Consider the following 14,003-nt stretch of genomic DNA (forward strand, 5'->3'; position numbering starts at 1 on the left):
CGAAAACGGAACAAACAAACCGTAAAATTCATTATGCGGAATATTCATTCCATTTTTCAGAACAAAGGTCAACAGCAAAATCTGGGCGCATCGCCGGACCGGGAAAGACGAGTTTTCTCGTCGCTACCGCTGCAAGATGGGAAGATCAAACCTACATACGGGCGCCGGCACCGTGGAACGGTTATTCCATCGACATGGGAACGGAATAGAATGTCGGCGAACCAACCGGCCGCGCCGCGGCCCGCAATGGAGAATAAGCATGCCCTCGATGTACAGTTTCTCGGTCCCGATCTTTCAACGCGGCCTGCAAAACCTTTCGGCCTATCTCGACAAGGTCGAAGCCTATGCGGCGGAAAAAGGCATTGCGGCGGAAGAACTCGTTTCCGCGCGCCTGATCGACGACATGCTGCCGCTCTCCGGCCAGTACCAGCGGGCCTCCGATACGGCGAAGCTCGCCATCGCCCGTCTTGCCGGCATCGATGCGCCACGCTTCGAGGACAATGAAGTTACCGTCGCAGACCTGCGCGAACGTCTGAAGAAAACGCAGGATTTCCTGGCAACGATCACCTCGGTTACGATGGAAGGCAGCGAGACGCGGGAGGTGACGATCTCGCCGGGAGGCAACAAGATCACCTTCAAAGGCGAAGATTACCTGGCGAAATTCGCGCTGCCGAACTTCTTCTTCCACGTGACGACGGCGCATGACATCCTGCGCAGCCGTGGGCTGTCCGTCGGCAAGATGAACTATCTCGGCTCGTTCGCCTAAAGAGCAATGCCAGGAAAAGGGCGCAACGATTTTCCGTCCGGAATTGCATAAAAGTAAATGACAGAAGCCGATCAGGGCCGACGCGAAACCGGCCCTTTTTCCGTCAGCTCCGTATAAGCGAGCGTCTGGTCCAAATGCTCCGCCCGAAGAGAAAGGAGCTTTTCCGCATAGGCAAGCCTGATCGCCAGATAGGCGCCGTCTTCGGCGACGTTGGACAGCTCCGCCGGATCCTTCTCAAGGTCAAAGAGCAGCGGCGGAAGCCCGGCGCAATGGACGTATTTGAATCGCTCGTCGCGCATAACAGCCAGATTGCAGGCATTGGACCGCAAGCCGAAATGCCCCTCCGGAATACCCTCGGCGATATCGCGGAAATCGAACTCCCAAAAAGCCGCATCGCGCCTGTTTTCCGGTTCGGACCCTGCAAGGAACGGCAACAGGCTTTCGCCATCGACATGGTTTGCCGGCGCGATGCCAAGCCGGTCGCATAGGCTCGGGAAAATATCCGCGGCACTGGTGAAACGCTCTACCTGTCGGCCATGCATTGCGGGTTGACCGGGATCGCGAATGACGAGCGGAACATGATAGCTGCCATCGAAGAAACCGCCCTTCCCGAGCATCCAGTGATCGCCCATCATCTCCGCATGGTCTGATGTAAGGACAATCACCGTATTGTCCCAGGCACCGGCATCCTTCAATGCTTGCCAGATCCGGCCAAGCTGCGCGTCGACCTCGGCGATCATGCCGTAGTAAATCGCGCGGATGGCCGCAAAATCCTCGGACGTCCACTCATCGATGGAGCCCTTGCCGCCATAGATGAAGCCGCCTTTGCCGATCAGCGGCAGGCCGAAGGCAAGCAGCGGATGCGACGCCATCTCCGTCTCGCGATCGGCCGCGCGCGCAAAAGCCGGGCCGTCGGCGGCCGAAAACATGCGGTTATAAGGCTCCGGCACCGAGAAAGGCGGATGCGGCCGCAGGAAGGAAACATGCGCGAACCAGGGCTGATCCTGCTCTCCGAGCCAGCGGATGAACTCACCCGCTAAAAAGGCCGTCTGCGTCTCGTCCCTGGAATAGGCAGGCGCATTGCTGGAAATCTCACCGGGCTCGGCGCCGACCGGAATATGAATATCGCGGCTGACGGCATCGGCATGGCCGCGCGACCGCAGCCAGGAGAGCCACTGCTTCTCGTGCTCGGGCAGAAGCTGCCGCGCCGTAAAGCCGGGCAGCACGCCTTCGTAAGTCGTCAGATGCGGATCGTGGGGATCTCGGCTGCGCGGATCCGGCGCCGTATCCGTATAGCCGAACAGCGTCGGCTCGTAGCCGGCCCGGCGTGCGGCAAGCGCGATATTGTCGAAACGCACGTCCAGCGGTGAACCATTGCGGCAAACACGATGGTTCATTTGATAGAGGCCGGTATAGAGCGTCGCGCGCGCCGGCGAACAGGGGGCCGTTCCGGCATAATGCCGCCGGAACAGGACGCCTTCCTCTGCCAGCGCGTCGACGTTCGGCGTCTTCACGCATTGATGCCCGACGGCGGAAAGGCAATCTCCGCGCCACTGGTCGGCCGAAATCAGCAGGACGTTCGGGCGTTTGCCCCCAACAACTGAGGAACGCCGTTCAGTGCTGGTTGGACTTGGCATGCCAATTCCAGGCGGATTGGATGATCTCGGTCAGATCATATTGCGGCGACCAGCCGAGGATATCGCGCGCCTTGTCGTTATTGGCGACCAGCGTCGTCGAATCGCCCTCTCGGCGGCCCACATACTCGACCGGGAACGGCCGATTGGACACTGTCTCGATCGTGCCCAGCAGTTCCTTCACCGTCGTTCCCGTGCCCGTGCCGAGATTGAGCGCGACGGAATCGCCGCCATCAAGCAGATATTCCACGGCGCGGACATGGGCATCGGCGAGATCGAGCACATGGATGTAATCGCGCACGCAGGTGCCATCGCGCGTGTCATAATCGCTGCCAAAGACCTTGAAGCCCTGGCGGCGACCGAGGGCGGCATCGATAGCGAGCGGGATAGCATGGGTTTCCGGCGTATGCCACTCACCGATGCGCCCCTCGAAATCGGCGCCGGCAGCATTGAAATAGCGCAGAATGACGGAGCGCAGCCCCTTGTACTGGTCGTAATCGGCGAGCGCCTGCTCGACGATATATTTCGTACGGCCGTAAGGGTTGATCGGCACCTGCTGGTGGCTCTCGTCCAACGGCACGCTCTGCGGCAGACCGTATGTTGCACAGGTCGAGGAGAAGACGAAAGCCTTCACACCGGCCGCCTGGGCTGCTGACAGCAGGGTCAGCGTGCCGATAACGTTGTTTTCATAGAAAGAAACCGGATCCTTGACCGACTCGCCGACCTCGATCAGCGCGGCGAAATGCAGGATGGCGGTAGGTTTGTGTTTGGCCAGCACCTCATCGAGACGGGCGCGATCGCGGATATCGCCTTCCTCGGCCGGACCCCATTTGACGAACTCGCGATGACCATTGGAGAAATTGTCGTAAACGACAGGCTTGAACCCCTTGTTCGCCAGATCCAGACAAGTGTGCGAACCGATATATCCGGCTCCGCCGACCACAAGCACCGTTTCTCCTGCCATGACCATCCCTTCTTAACTCACAAGGACTTGCCGCCTCAAACGCGGCGGACCGGTTCGATCCGACGCGTACACTTAGAGAGCTGTAGCCGACTTGCAAGGCGGGAGGAAGGAGCAAGATTGGCAGTATCGAGAACGGGCTGAGGCGAAAACCTAAGCCGGCTTCACCTCCGCCTTGCCGGCATGCATGAGAATTCCGGCAAGCGCCAGCACCGGAGGCAGAAGGAAACAGGCCATGCCGACAAACAGAAAAAGGGCCGCAGCCAGCGCACAGCCGAAGGCAAAGCCGCCAACCGAGACGCCCATGCGGCGAAGCCGCGCCTTCATCGCCGCCTTTTCTTCCGGCTTGGCACCATGGAGCAGGTCGGCGATATCGATCATAATCTGCGTTGTCGTGCCCGTCATCATGGTGGTCGGTGGCGTCGAGCCGAGATGAATGCGATGTGCCGTCGTCTGGATGGCCATGGCCGCCACAAGCGTCATCCCCGTTAGAAGCGGCTTCCAACCGTCCCCGTCGCCGAACAGGCCGAAGCGCATGGCCAGGATCGCGGCAAACACAAGTAGCAGCAATTTCAGCGTAAGGATGATCTGCAGCGTCGGCAGATTGCGCCGCGAGAGATCGCTACCAATGAGACGGGCGAGAATGACAATAACGCAGAAAACCGGCAGCGCGAGAAGCTTAGCCAAAGCGCCAGAGGTTCCGAGCGCCAGGGAAGCGCCGAGCGTGACGAAATTACCCGTCACATGCGCCGTGAACAGGCCGTGCAGGGCAAGAAAGCCGGCGGTGTCGACATAGCCGCCATTGATGCTCAGAAGGGTAGGAAGACTTGGCCTCATCGCTTTCTCGTTCGCTTATCGTCTCCGACCTTATCGCGCGGAATAGCTGCTGATGTCGAGATGCTTGCTTGGCCGGGAAACCAAACATCCAGCATCAGCAAAAGGAAACTGCCTGTCGCTCTTCTTAATTGAAAGGACTACATGTCCTTGTTATGCAACAATAATAGCGCATCCTAATTCAGTGGAATCGCTCAGGATCAGTAGAATTTTAGCCTGATTTGTCGGCGGCTCTCCCAATGTTACCGCCTGTATGGTCGACGACCACATCGCTTACATCGCGACGACGGAAGGACGCGATCTGATAACGAGAATGTTGCTGCTTTCGCCCCGGGCTGAAGGCGGGTTGTTTCGCTTGTTGGAGTACTCACCGAGGAATGACGTCTGAACCGCAACTTGGAAAACCGGCTGGAAGCAACTACTATATCTTGTTGAAGCCGTTTTACCCGGCACCTTTTTGGAAGGTGAGCGAGCAACATGAAACAGATCAACTTTGTGCTGAACGGCCTGATTCTGATATTAGGGTTTTGCGCGATTTTCTTTTTCATCGGCGCTATCCTGCAATTTCTACAGCTAGATGTCGGCATGGATAGCATTTGGCGCGGCACCATTTTCTCTTCGACCTGCGCGATATTATTGGCAGGCGCCGCCATCTGCCTTGATAAGGCAAACCAAGCGCTCGCTCGAGGATCGAAGCGCACTTGAGTTCACGGCACCCCGGCCGACGGCTGGGGCACTGCGAGTATTGTGGTCATTCCCAGGGTATGACCGCCATCGACTCTTCGTCATCCTGACCGGGACAGCGACCAAGGTTGGCGTTAAGCCTTCCATAGCCAGTATTGACGGAGAGAGTGAAATAGTCGCCTCCATTCTGATTCTTTTCCAGATGCCGCCGATCTTGACGCGTTGCCACGTGGGCTCTTGGCGGAGAGGCGATAGACGGGGCTTTGGCGTTGAGACCTCGCCTGAGATGTCGAAATCGTAGGCGATCGAGGCAATGTTCCCGTCCCAGTGGGCTTACGGCTGTTCCTGCCCGAGAGTTGGACCAGCGATCAGGATCGGATGGCTGAGGCTGATGTTCCCGAGGAGATGCGGCTATCCCGCACCAAACCGAAGATCGCACTCAGCGAGATCGATCGGCTGATTGCCGCGGGTGTGCGGTTTGGTACCGTGCTTGCCGATGCTGGCTATGGTCTGTCGGCAGCGTTTCGCCAGGGGCTCAGTGCACGCAATCTCACCTGGGCTGTCGGTATTCCCAAGCATCAGAAGGTTTATCCTCATGATGTTGCATTGATCTTTCCGGTCGCCGGCCATGGAAGGCCACGCAAGCTTTCGATCCACGACACCCTTTCGACCGCAGCCGCATCGGCCTGTCGCCGAGTAATTATGTCCGATATCGCCTCATCGGACGTATTTGACACAGCGCCGCCTTCACGGTAGAAATCGATAAAAAGGTAGAATATCGGAGTCTCCCATGTCTCTTAACATCAAAAACCCGGCCACCGTCGCGCTTGCCGACGAACTCGCCCGCCGTCAGGGCATCAGCAAGACCGCCGCCATTCATCAGGCCCTCACCGAACGCCTACATCGCCTGGGATACGGTGATGTGGCGCAGGAGCGCCTGCTTGGCGACTTGCGCGCCATCCGCGAACGGGTGGCGCGATTGCCGGACCTCGACAATCGCAGCGATGAGGACATCGTCGGCTATGACGAGCACGGAATTCCGAACTGATGGTGATCGATACCTCCGCCATCGTCGCGATACTACGCAACGAGCCTGAGGCTTTGCGGTTAGAACGCTCGCTGGTCGCTGATCCGATCCGTCTGGTGCCTGCGACTTGCGTGCTCGAGGCCCGCATGGTTCTCATCAGTCGGCGCGGTGAACACACCCTGGCCGAGATCGACCTTTGGCTGACGAAAATCGAAGCGGAGATTATTCCGGTCGACGCCGACCTGGTGGATCTGGCAACGCAAGCCTGGCTGACCTATGGCAAGGGCCGCCATCCGGCCAGCCTGAATTTTGCCGATTGCTTTTCCTATGCTCTGGCCAGACGCGCCGATGAAGCCCTGCTCTTTATCGGCAACGACTTTTCCCAAACCGATATCGAGGCAGCGTGATGACCAGCGACACGGAGCGCGAGGATGATCGAACCGATTACCTCCCCTCCCCCGCCGCGCAGCCGACATCCAGCCTACCCGCGCACCTGCAAGAACTCACCGACCGCGCCCGCACTTACGTCGAGGCGGCCAGCTCCGCCAACACGCGCAAAGCCTATGCCAGCGACTAGGAGCATTTTTCCGCCTGGTGTCGGCGCTCGAACCTGACGCCCCTTTCAGCCGATCCACAAATCGTCGGCCTCTACATCACCGCTCGTACGTCCGGCACCGCCGAACGTGGTATGAAGGCCAACTCTGTGTCGACCATCGAACGGCGGCTGTCCGCACTCACCTGGAATTACACGCAACGCGGCATGCCGATCGATCGAAAGGATCGCTGTCGCTATCTCGCCACTACTCATTACCAGCCCCAAAACCCGTATCTTCGCTTTCGTTGGATTGTCCAAAAAAGCTCCTAGACAACGCATCCGGGTATAAGCCTGCCGTTTTCCTTTGGAATCTTTGGACGTTCTCAGCGATCAACACCACGGGCGCGGTTAATCGTTCGACGTTGGCGCTCGGCGATAATCTCTTCTGCCCTATCTAAAGCGACGGCACGTTGGACTGTGCGCAATTGACTAAGCATGGCTTTGAAAACCGTTTGCTGAGACTTCGAGACCATGTTGGCAACATCAGCCTCGTTGCGCAAAATTGCACCCGGTCCAAAGCGAGCATCAAGTGCCTTACTGACCACAGAAAATTCCTGGCGGACATCTGGTGACAACGACTGGACCAATCGTGCCAGCTCGCGCGGGTTCTTCTTCGTCTCGGACGTGATGTGCCGCAGCTCATTCTGGGCAATTCTCGTCAGCCCTGGAATAGCTATGGCCATCCGTTCCCGCTCTATCATGACCGCCGATTTTTCGGTCTCAAAGGCGCTCAAGTAATATCGACCAAGAGAGTGAATGTCGGCACCAACCGCGTTAGCCGCCTGCAATGCTTTCCTGCGCTCCCGGCCACCAGCGAGCAGCCTATCGATCATCCTGCCGCTACCGCGCAAAGGACCATAGGCCGTTGGCTCTGTGGCAACGGCACGTGCAACACGCTCAGGGTCGAGCAGCTTGATCACCAGATCTTCGATCATCCTCACAGCTGTTGCGGGATCGCGCCAGATCACGGATCCAGTCGCGGCGAGTGCTGCTCTCACCTGTTTGTAGTGCTCAGTCTCGGTCACACGCATTCGCGCCTCCTCGTCGAGGCTTGCATTGAATTTCGTGACCGCCGGCAACATTGCAGGAGATGCGAGTTGGGCGAGACGCGCCTCTTCTGCAATCGATTGGGTAAGGGAGTTCACCGCGGGTAGTAGATCGGAAGCATCCGCCGTCGGAGCGGGCAAGGCGTCTTTATCGCGTGTTGCGTGAATAGCAGCATTCCGCCCTGAAGTTTCGACTGCGACCCCGAAGGGCACGTTCGCCCGTTGCCAGAGCCGCGCCACATGATCACTTTGTACGGTGAACCAATTGGATAGGCGCTCCACCTGTGCCTCGACGGCGTAACCATACTCCGCGATAGTGTCGATGCCGCGCCGCCGTGCGAAATCGAAAGCGGCGGATCGATAAGACGCCTCGTTTTCGAAATCGAGCGTCGTCGTCTTTTCGCCAGGGCGCGACAGCCGTTCAATCAGTTGCGCAAAGAGCGTCGGGGGGCGATGTTCGGCGGCAAGTTGCTCCATCCGAGCCTCGGCCTTATCAATTGAATATGCCGTCCAAATGTTGCGGTCGACAACGCGATCCTCAAAATGCCTCGCTCCCGTTTCCTCATCAACAACGGGGACTTTAACGGTAACTTTTTCAGTTCCCTCCTTGCGCATGGCCACTGTATCGCCGACCCCGACGCCGGCCTCCTCAATCGCCTTGGGCAGATTGACGCCCCAAAGGCGATGCGTGGTTCCATCGTTCGTTCTGACGTCAACATAAGGAGAAGGACCGGAGTCGTCCCGCTTGCGAAAATTCGCAAGCCCGATTTCAACAAGCTCGCCGCTAATGCCCGCGGCATGCTCGACGCGCGCCGTCTTGCCCCGTTCGAACTTTGGCTGAAAATCTTCCCTTGCCGCATAAAGATCGACACGCTCGCGATGACGCGTCATGGCAACATATGTCAGGTGCCGGTCCATCATGCCGGTTGCCAGCACGAAAGTGCGATCGAAGGTCGATCCTTGGCTCTTGTGAATCGTCGCGGCGTAGCCATGGTCGACATTGCGATAAGTGTCTTCCGCGAACATGACATCCCGTCCACTGTCCAACCGAACGAAAAGAAATGGTTCCCCTCTTCGACCCGCCGTCGATACGACCGTTCCAAACATGCCGTTTTTGACATGCTGAACAGCGAGGTGAGAGGCCTTGGGTTCGACGAATCGCGCATTTTCCAGGAAAATGATCCGGTCTCCCTTGCTAAACTCACGTATGCCGCGCTCTGTGCGAAAGGACCTGCCTTCGCCAAGCGCATCCTGTTGTGACATGACCGCACGGATCGCGTCGTTGAGGCGTCTCACGTCACTGTTGGTGTGGGCGAGAACCATCAACTCGTCGCCACGCAACTTACGACCTTCGACCTGCGCCTTGGCAATGGCATCGAGGCGAGCGCTCGCCCAGTCGGATACGATGCGTTGAACCGCATCATTACGCGTTTCACTTTCGAGGACATGGCCATGGGCGCTATAGGCGTTCAAGGCTTCCTCAACATTTCCACGGGCAAACAAACGGGACGCCTCTCGCGCCCATTCGTGTCTCTGGCGGCGAACGCCGACCAATTCGGCAAAGCCTATGCGCTCGACGATGACGCGGAAGGAAGCCCCCGCCTGGATCGGCTGAAGTTGCATCGCGTCGCCGACAAGAACCGCTTTCGCGCCGGCATCCTCTACGCGTTTGAGAAGACGCGCCATCTGTTCCGATGAGACCATGCCAGCCTCGTCTAGAACCAACACGTCGCCCTTCTGCAGGAGGTCATGGTTGTTTTTCCAGGCAAGCTCCCAAGCGGCAATCGTACGAGAACGGATCCCGGAACTACCAGTCAATGCCTCCGCCGCCTTGCCGGCAAGCGCTGCTCCGAGGACACGCCTGCCATCTCCTTCCCAGGCGATACGTGCCACACTCAGCAATGTCGATTTGCCAGCGCCCGCGATACCAACGACTGCGGCAATGCCGCTATCGGCCGTGATATGTCGAACCGCATCGACCTGCTCAGCATCGAGGCAAATGGCCTTGTTTGGCGCTGCCTCAATCTCAACGATCGCAGCATCAACTTGAGATGGCGATACCGCGAAGCCACCGATGTTGGAGAGATTCAATGCCGAGCGCGCCATGTGGAATTCGGTTCTGATCGTCGCGCGCGTCGTGAAGACTGCCGGCAGCTTGACCCCACCAGTTTCCGCACTGACCTGCTGCGGTCGCAGCATTACCAAATCATCCGACGCCATCAGTTTCGCGCGGATGTTGGCAAAGGCGATTGGATCATCAACGTGGCGGTGCAGGGCACGAGCGATCTCGGTTTCGTCGAAAGTCGAACGCTCGTTGCTGAGTTGCCGAAGCAATAGACCGGGATCGGCAGCGAGGCGATCCGCAGTCTCGTAACGCTGCGCCAATGCCGCAGGGGCGAAATGGACATCGGCACCTTTGCGTAGAAGCGCCGTGCGGGCAGGACCGAGATTGTGCTGCCCCACTCCCCGCAACCCCTGCTCCTCATAGGAGCGGCCGTCTATGCGGATATCGTGACCGGCAAGTGCCAGATGGTGCGTTACCGTTTGAGCCCAGGCAAGCTTCCACTCCTCCATCGTTTCCTTGTTGCCCGCCCACCGACGGTAAATAATTATTCCTTTCGGCTTATCGGGGGTTTTGAGCCGCAATGGCTCGCCCCTGTCGTCGACGATAGCGACTAGCTTGGGCCCAAACCCTTCCGCGGTCAGCGGACGCAGCGTGGTCATAACGTGGACGTGCGGATTGCCCTTCTTGTCGTGATAGACCCAGTCTGCCACCATTCCGCGCGACAACAGGTTCTTGCGAACGAAGTCGCGTACGAGGGCGATATTCTCCTTGGTGCTGAGTTCGTTTGGAAGTGCAAGGATGAGCTCGCGGGCCAACTGTGCATCACGCCGGGTCTCGAAACAATCGACAGCATTCCAGAGCGCTTCGCTGGCGCCAGCAACCGATCGTCCGTCAATTAAAATTCGCAACCATGCCGGCGTATCGTCGGGCAGAGCGAGTTCCTCATGGATAAGTTCGTCCGCCCTTGCCGGGTAGCGGAACTTAATCCCCACCTGCTCATCCATCATCTTGGTCCGATGACGATAGGCTGCAGCCGAGACAATGCTCTGTCCCGCTCCGCGGCTGATCAATTTCGCTCTCAAAAACATAATAGCCAAATTTGACTCTATCCTTTCTGGCACCTCGGCACCATGCAGATATCGAGATACCTTGGCGAAAAGCCTGAAAAAGAGTAATTTTCCCAGGATGAATTCCACTTTCCTATACTATTTCAGTCCATTTGACTACCGTATTTAATGCAGTATAAAAGATGCCATCAGAATTGATCCTGATGAAAGAAAGGACAGGCATGCGTGCAAGAACCACGACTTCCGAGATCGAGCAGCTCAGGGAGAAGCGCAAGAACATGGTCGCCAAGGCCAATGAACGTTTCGCTAGCGCGGCACGGAGGGCAGGTCTCGCGGAACTGGACATTTCGGACGCCGAGCTCAATGAGGTTCTCGCCGAAATCACAGAGCGATTTCGCGACGGCGAAAAAAGGAAAACGGGCGCATCCACTTAAGAGGCTAGATCAGCGGATTATGCTTCTCGAACGCAGGCAGCAGCGCGACATGATAAAAGATCGCAAGCACGAAACGCGCGAAAAGATGATCTTCGGCGGATTGATCATCAAGGCTGGCTTGAGAAAAGCCGATCGCGCGTTCCTGCTCGGCGCCTTGATCGAAGCCAGCCGGATCCCGCCAGATACTGCGCAGTACCGTGAGCTTCACAAGATTGGTATGGAAGCGTTCCGAGCCGATGCACGCATGAATAATTCGGAGAGCAAGGATCTAGATGTTTGACCCAGGCTTTGATCCCGCCGACGATACCCCCTCTGACACGTTCGTCTTTACATCGAGGCCTTTGCCTCGCTCGGTCTTGGGACGATGATAGGGGGCAATAGCTTCGCGCGTTGAATCCGCTGAAAAACAGCATGGTTCGCCGAAGCGGACGTAGCCGCCGATCATGACCGCGCACCGCTGATACTTCCCGCAGTTGCCGTAGCTTTACACGTCAGCAGAAAGGGACTTGCCATAACGGTGGAGCAGCTGCGCGACGTCGCTTTGCATGGCAGACAGGGGATGCGTCGCCTTCGCCTCGAAGGCGATCGGTTTGCGCTCGAAGACCGCGTAGCAGACCTCGCTGGGATCATGCCGGGACAGATAGGCAATCCCGTCCGGCTCCTCCGGATGATCCCAGAGCGCATCGGCCCATGCGCCGCATGGCTCATAGGGGCCGGTGGAGATTGAATTATCCGTGCCGAGGATCTGCAGCCCGGCGCCGTGCATCGTCACCATGCGCAGAGCCGTCCGGCTGGTGAGCGCCGTTACCGACCGGGTGACAATTTCGCGTTCTGCAACCATCAGCCGTTGCGGGTTGAGCAGGATCGTCTCGGCGAACGCGCCTGCGAAGGCGTGGCCGATATAGAGCACGCCGAATCGTCCACTTGCGCTATCGAATCGATAAATTGGATCGTGGCCGGCTCCCGGTCCGAAAAACACCGGATCAAAGTTCGATCGGTGAATCCGATGCAACACCGATCCGGCCGGAATGGTCGTGATCGGTAAGTTCGCATCCTTCAACCAATCGGGCGGCGGCACCGCCGCCCCGGACGGTCCTCGCACCGGCGGGACCATCAGGCGAAGCCGTCGCCGGTATTGGCGCGGACTAGCCGCTCGACCGCGCCGAGATCACCCTGGCGCAAAGCCTCCAACGGCGACCGGCCGCCGAGCGCGCTATCCTGCGCAAGCAGGAAATCGAGCGTAGCCCAGGCGCCTTGGTCTGCGAGACCGCGAACGACCTCGGCTATCCCCGGCAAAACCTCTCCGTCCCGGAACTGGCAGGCTGGATATTTCCAGTCGCTTCCCTCCCGGACGCCAAGGATCGCGTTGCCCCGACGCCGCTTGTCGATCGCTTGGCGGGTGATGCCGGCAATTTTGCCGGCTTCTTCGGCGGAAAGGACGCCGCCGGCACGCAGGAGCAGTTGGTTCCGATGCTCGAGATTGCGCGCGAGCGCCGAGACCATCGGGTCGAGGTTGCTCACCGCCTCCCCGATAAACTCGGGATGGCTGAGGATTTGCGCGAGCGTTCCTGCGCCCGTCGGCGCGCCGAGAGCCGCCGTGAGCGCCTTCGACGGTGTTGTCGCGGCAATCCGTTCGAGTGCCGACATTGCACGACGCAGAAATGCGGCCTGGACGGAATCCGGGTCGGTCTGGAAACTAAGCACGAGCTCAGTTGAATGCGGGGCGCGAGGCATAGTGGCCTCCTCTGTTGTCTTAGGATTTATATAGTAACGAAAACTACTGCGTCAACTCGCTCCATGGGGTTCTTTACATCACTGACGAGAAACGAGGGCTTCGTCTGCATAAGTTAGGGGGCGATCCCTCTTCAGGGCGCGGCTCTACTCGCGTCCTGCCGGTCACTGCCAGAGCCCGCAAGCGGTCTCCGCGCATGCGGTCACGCTCCTCTCGCGGGGGTATGATCAGCGGGCGGCGAGCGTCCGGCAGGGCTCGACGAGTGCTCATGACGAAGCGTCTCCTGCCTATGGCGGTCGCCGGAGTGGTCGCAGCGCCGGCGGCACGGTTTGGCGTTGAGCGGCGCCGGGCGACCGGGAGGGCCGAGGAAGTGCGGCCGGGACGAAGCGGTGCATTGCCCGCGGTGAAGACGATCTGCTCGTCGGCCCGCATCCGCAGCACTTCATGCGGCTGGATCAGCGGCCGCGCTGCAAGCTGCTTCGATCGCGTGCGCGACGAACCCGACGCCTGCGACGACCGGCTGACCTGGTCGATCTCGACCGTGGTCGTGCCGCAGCGCTTCGAGATGTAGTCGGCCGTCTCCGGATCATTCACTTCCGCGAAGCTAATCCAACTCGCGCTCTCGAACCATTTGCTGGCGGCATCGCCCCGGCCATAGGTTTCGCGCATCTGGCCGATGCTCTGAAACAACAGCAACAGCGTGATGCCGTACTTGCGGCCTGCCTCGCGCGCCGTCTCCAGGAGCCGCATGAAGCCGAGACGCGCGACCTCATCGAGGAGGAACAGGTGCAATCTTACTCGCCGCGCTCAGCCTCGAGAGCGGCAATTTCGTCGGAAATTTCCGCAATCCGTTGCCGGAGCTCTGCTTCGGTACCGTCGTCCACCTCGCCTTCGCCGAAACAATAGCGCGCTATATGCAGCTCGAGCTTGGCTTCGAGTTGTTCGCGCTGGGTACGGAGTTGCTTAAGGTAGCTGTTTCGCATCGCGAACCGCTCTTTCAGAGAAAAGAAAATAGGTCTCATCAAATAAATGGGGTCGAAACCGGAAAGTTTCGATAGGCATCCTCTGCGTCTGCGCCAACGCTGTATCGCAACCTGCCACAAGGCCATAATTTCCAAGCCATGGCGAAGCGGCTGACCGGTCATCACATTCATGCGA

General features: G+C 58.8%; 13 protein-coding genes and 3 pseudogenes. 8 read left to right on the plus strand and 8 right to left on the minus strand.

The window, feature by feature from the left end; genetic code table 11:
- The first annotated feature begins 259 nt into the window (after positions 1-259).
- On the plus strand, positions 260-766 hold the full coding sequence (locus tag AC13RM_RS11450; RefSeq protein ID WP_488554977.1) for a DUF1993 domain-containing protein: 507 nt from the start codon (positions 260-262) through the stop codon (positions 764-766).
- Between the two features lie 71 nt (positions 767-837).
- Here the strand turns inward: AC13RM_RS11450 and AC13RM_RS11455 are convergent, their stop codons facing one another.
- From AC13RM_RS11455 to AC13RM_RS11465, 3 genes are all read right to left on the minus strand, one after another.
- Positions 838-2,403, minus strand: a complete 1,566-nt coding sequence (locus AC13RM_RS11455; RefSeq protein ID WP_488554978.1) for an alkaline phosphatase family protein — start codon at positions 2,401-2,403, stop codon at positions 838-840.
- The gene (gene galE / locus AC13RM_RS11460; RefSeq protein ID WP_285177487.1) at positions 2,381-3,364 is read right to left on the minus strand and encodes a UDP-glucose 4-epimerase GalE; all 984 of its coding nucleotides are present in this window, start codon (positions 3,362-3,364) and stop codon (positions 2,381-2,383) included. The genes AC13RM_RS11455 and galE overlap by 23 nt, the downstream gene beginning before the upstream one ends.
- Before the next feature lie 150 nt (positions 3,365-3,514).
- On the minus strand, positions 3,515-4,198 hold the full coding sequence (locus AC13RM_RS11465) for a YoaK family protein (protein WP_488554979.1): 684 nt from the start codon (positions 4,196-4,198) through the stop codon (positions 3,515-3,517).
- 474 nt (positions 4,199-4,672) lie between these two features.
- On the opposite strand from AC13RM_RS11465, the gene AC13RM_RS11470 reads away from it, so the two are divergent.
- From AC13RM_RS11470 to AC13RM_RS11490, 5 genes and pseudogenes are all read left to right on the plus strand, one after another.
- A complete protein-coding gene (locus AC13RM_RS11470; protein WP_285177481.1) occupies positions 4,673-4,900 on the plus strand; it encodes a hypothetical protein in 228 nt (75 codons plus the stop codon).
- Between the two features lie 285 nt (positions 4,901-5,185).
- A pseudogene (locus AC13RM_RS11475) lies at positions 5,186-5,557 on the plus strand (transposase); the annotation flags it as partial.
- Between the two features lie 112 nt (positions 5,558-5,669).
- Complete coding sequence (locus AC13RM_RS11480; RefSeq protein ID WP_106999493.1) at positions 5,670-5,927, plus strand: type II toxin-antitoxin system VapB family antitoxin; 258 nt, start codon at positions 5,670-5,672, stop codon at positions 5,925-5,927.
- The gene (locus AC13RM_RS11485) at positions 5,927-6,313 is read left to right on the plus strand and encodes a type II toxin-antitoxin system VapC family toxin (RefSeq protein WP_488554980.1); all 387 of its coding nucleotides are present in this window, start codon (positions 5,927-5,929) and stop codon (positions 6,311-6,313) included. Before AC13RM_RS11480 ends, AC13RM_RS11485 begins: the two co-directional genes overlap by 1 nt.
- Positions 6,313-6,690 (plus strand): annotated as a pseudogene (locus tag AC13RM_RS11490) (integrase); the annotation flags it as partial. The gene AC13RM_RS11485 and the pseudogene AC13RM_RS11490, both read left to right, overlap by 1 nt.
- Before the next feature lie 134 nt (positions 6,691-6,824).
- On the opposite strand, the gene traA reads toward AC13RM_RS11490, so the two are convergent.
- Positions 6,825-10,709, minus strand: a complete 3,885-nt coding sequence (traA, locus tag AC13RM_RS11495; RefSeq protein ID WP_488555126.1) for a Ti-type conjugative transfer relaxase TraA — start codon at positions 10,707-10,709, stop codon at positions 6,825-6,827.
- Positions 10,710-10,900: 191 nt separating this feature from the next.
- Here traA and AC13RM_RS11500 point away from each other — a divergent pair, with 191 nt between their 5' ends.
- Positions 10,901-11,113 carry a TraC family protein gene (locus AC13RM_RS11500; RefSeq protein ID WP_488554981.1) on the plus strand — a complete coding sequence of 71 codons (213 nt, stop codon included), beginning with the start codon at positions 10,901-10,903 and terminating at the stop codon, positions 11,111-11,113.
- 49 nt (positions 11,114-11,162) lie between these two features.
- A complete protein-coding gene (locus AC13RM_RS11505; protein ID WP_285177500.1) occupies positions 11,163-11,393 on the plus strand; it encodes a conjugal transfer protein TraD in 231 nt (76 codons plus the stop codon).
- A 204-nt stretch (positions 11,394-11,597) separates the two neighbouring features.
- Here the strand turns inward: AC13RM_RS11505 and AC13RM_RS11510 are convergent, their stop codons facing one another.
- The 4 genes and pseudogenes from AC13RM_RS11510 to AC13RM_RS11525 all read right to left on the minus strand — a co-directional run bounded on the left by AC13RM_RS11510 (position 11,598) and on the right by AC13RM_RS11525 (position 13,828).
- The gene (locus AC13RM_RS11510) at positions 11,598-12,227 is read right to left on the minus strand and encodes an RES family NAD+ phosphorylase (protein WP_488554982.1); all 630 of its coding nucleotides are present in this window, start codon (positions 12,225-12,227) and stop codon (positions 11,598-11,600) included.
- A complete protein-coding gene (locus AC13RM_RS11515; RefSeq protein ID WP_285177473.1) occupies positions 12,227-12,847 on the minus strand; it encodes a DNA-binding protein in 621 nt (206 codons plus the stop codon). The genes AC13RM_RS11510 and AC13RM_RS11515 overlap by 1 nt, the downstream gene beginning before the upstream one ends.
- 370 nt (positions 12,848-13,217) lie before the next feature.
- Positions 13,218-13,631 (minus strand): annotated as a pseudogene (locus AC13RM_RS11520) (type IV secretory system conjugative DNA transfer family protein); the annotation flags it as partial.
- Between the two features lie 8 nt (positions 13,632-13,639).
- On the minus strand, positions 13,640-13,828 hold the full coding sequence (locus AC13RM_RS11525; RefSeq protein ID WP_106999540.1) for a hypothetical protein: 189 nt from the start codon (positions 13,826-13,828) through the stop codon (positions 13,640-13,642).
- Positions 13,829-14,003 lie beyond the last annotated feature (175 nt).

This window comes from Martinezella sp. CNPSo 3732 (genome assembly GCF_057784515.1).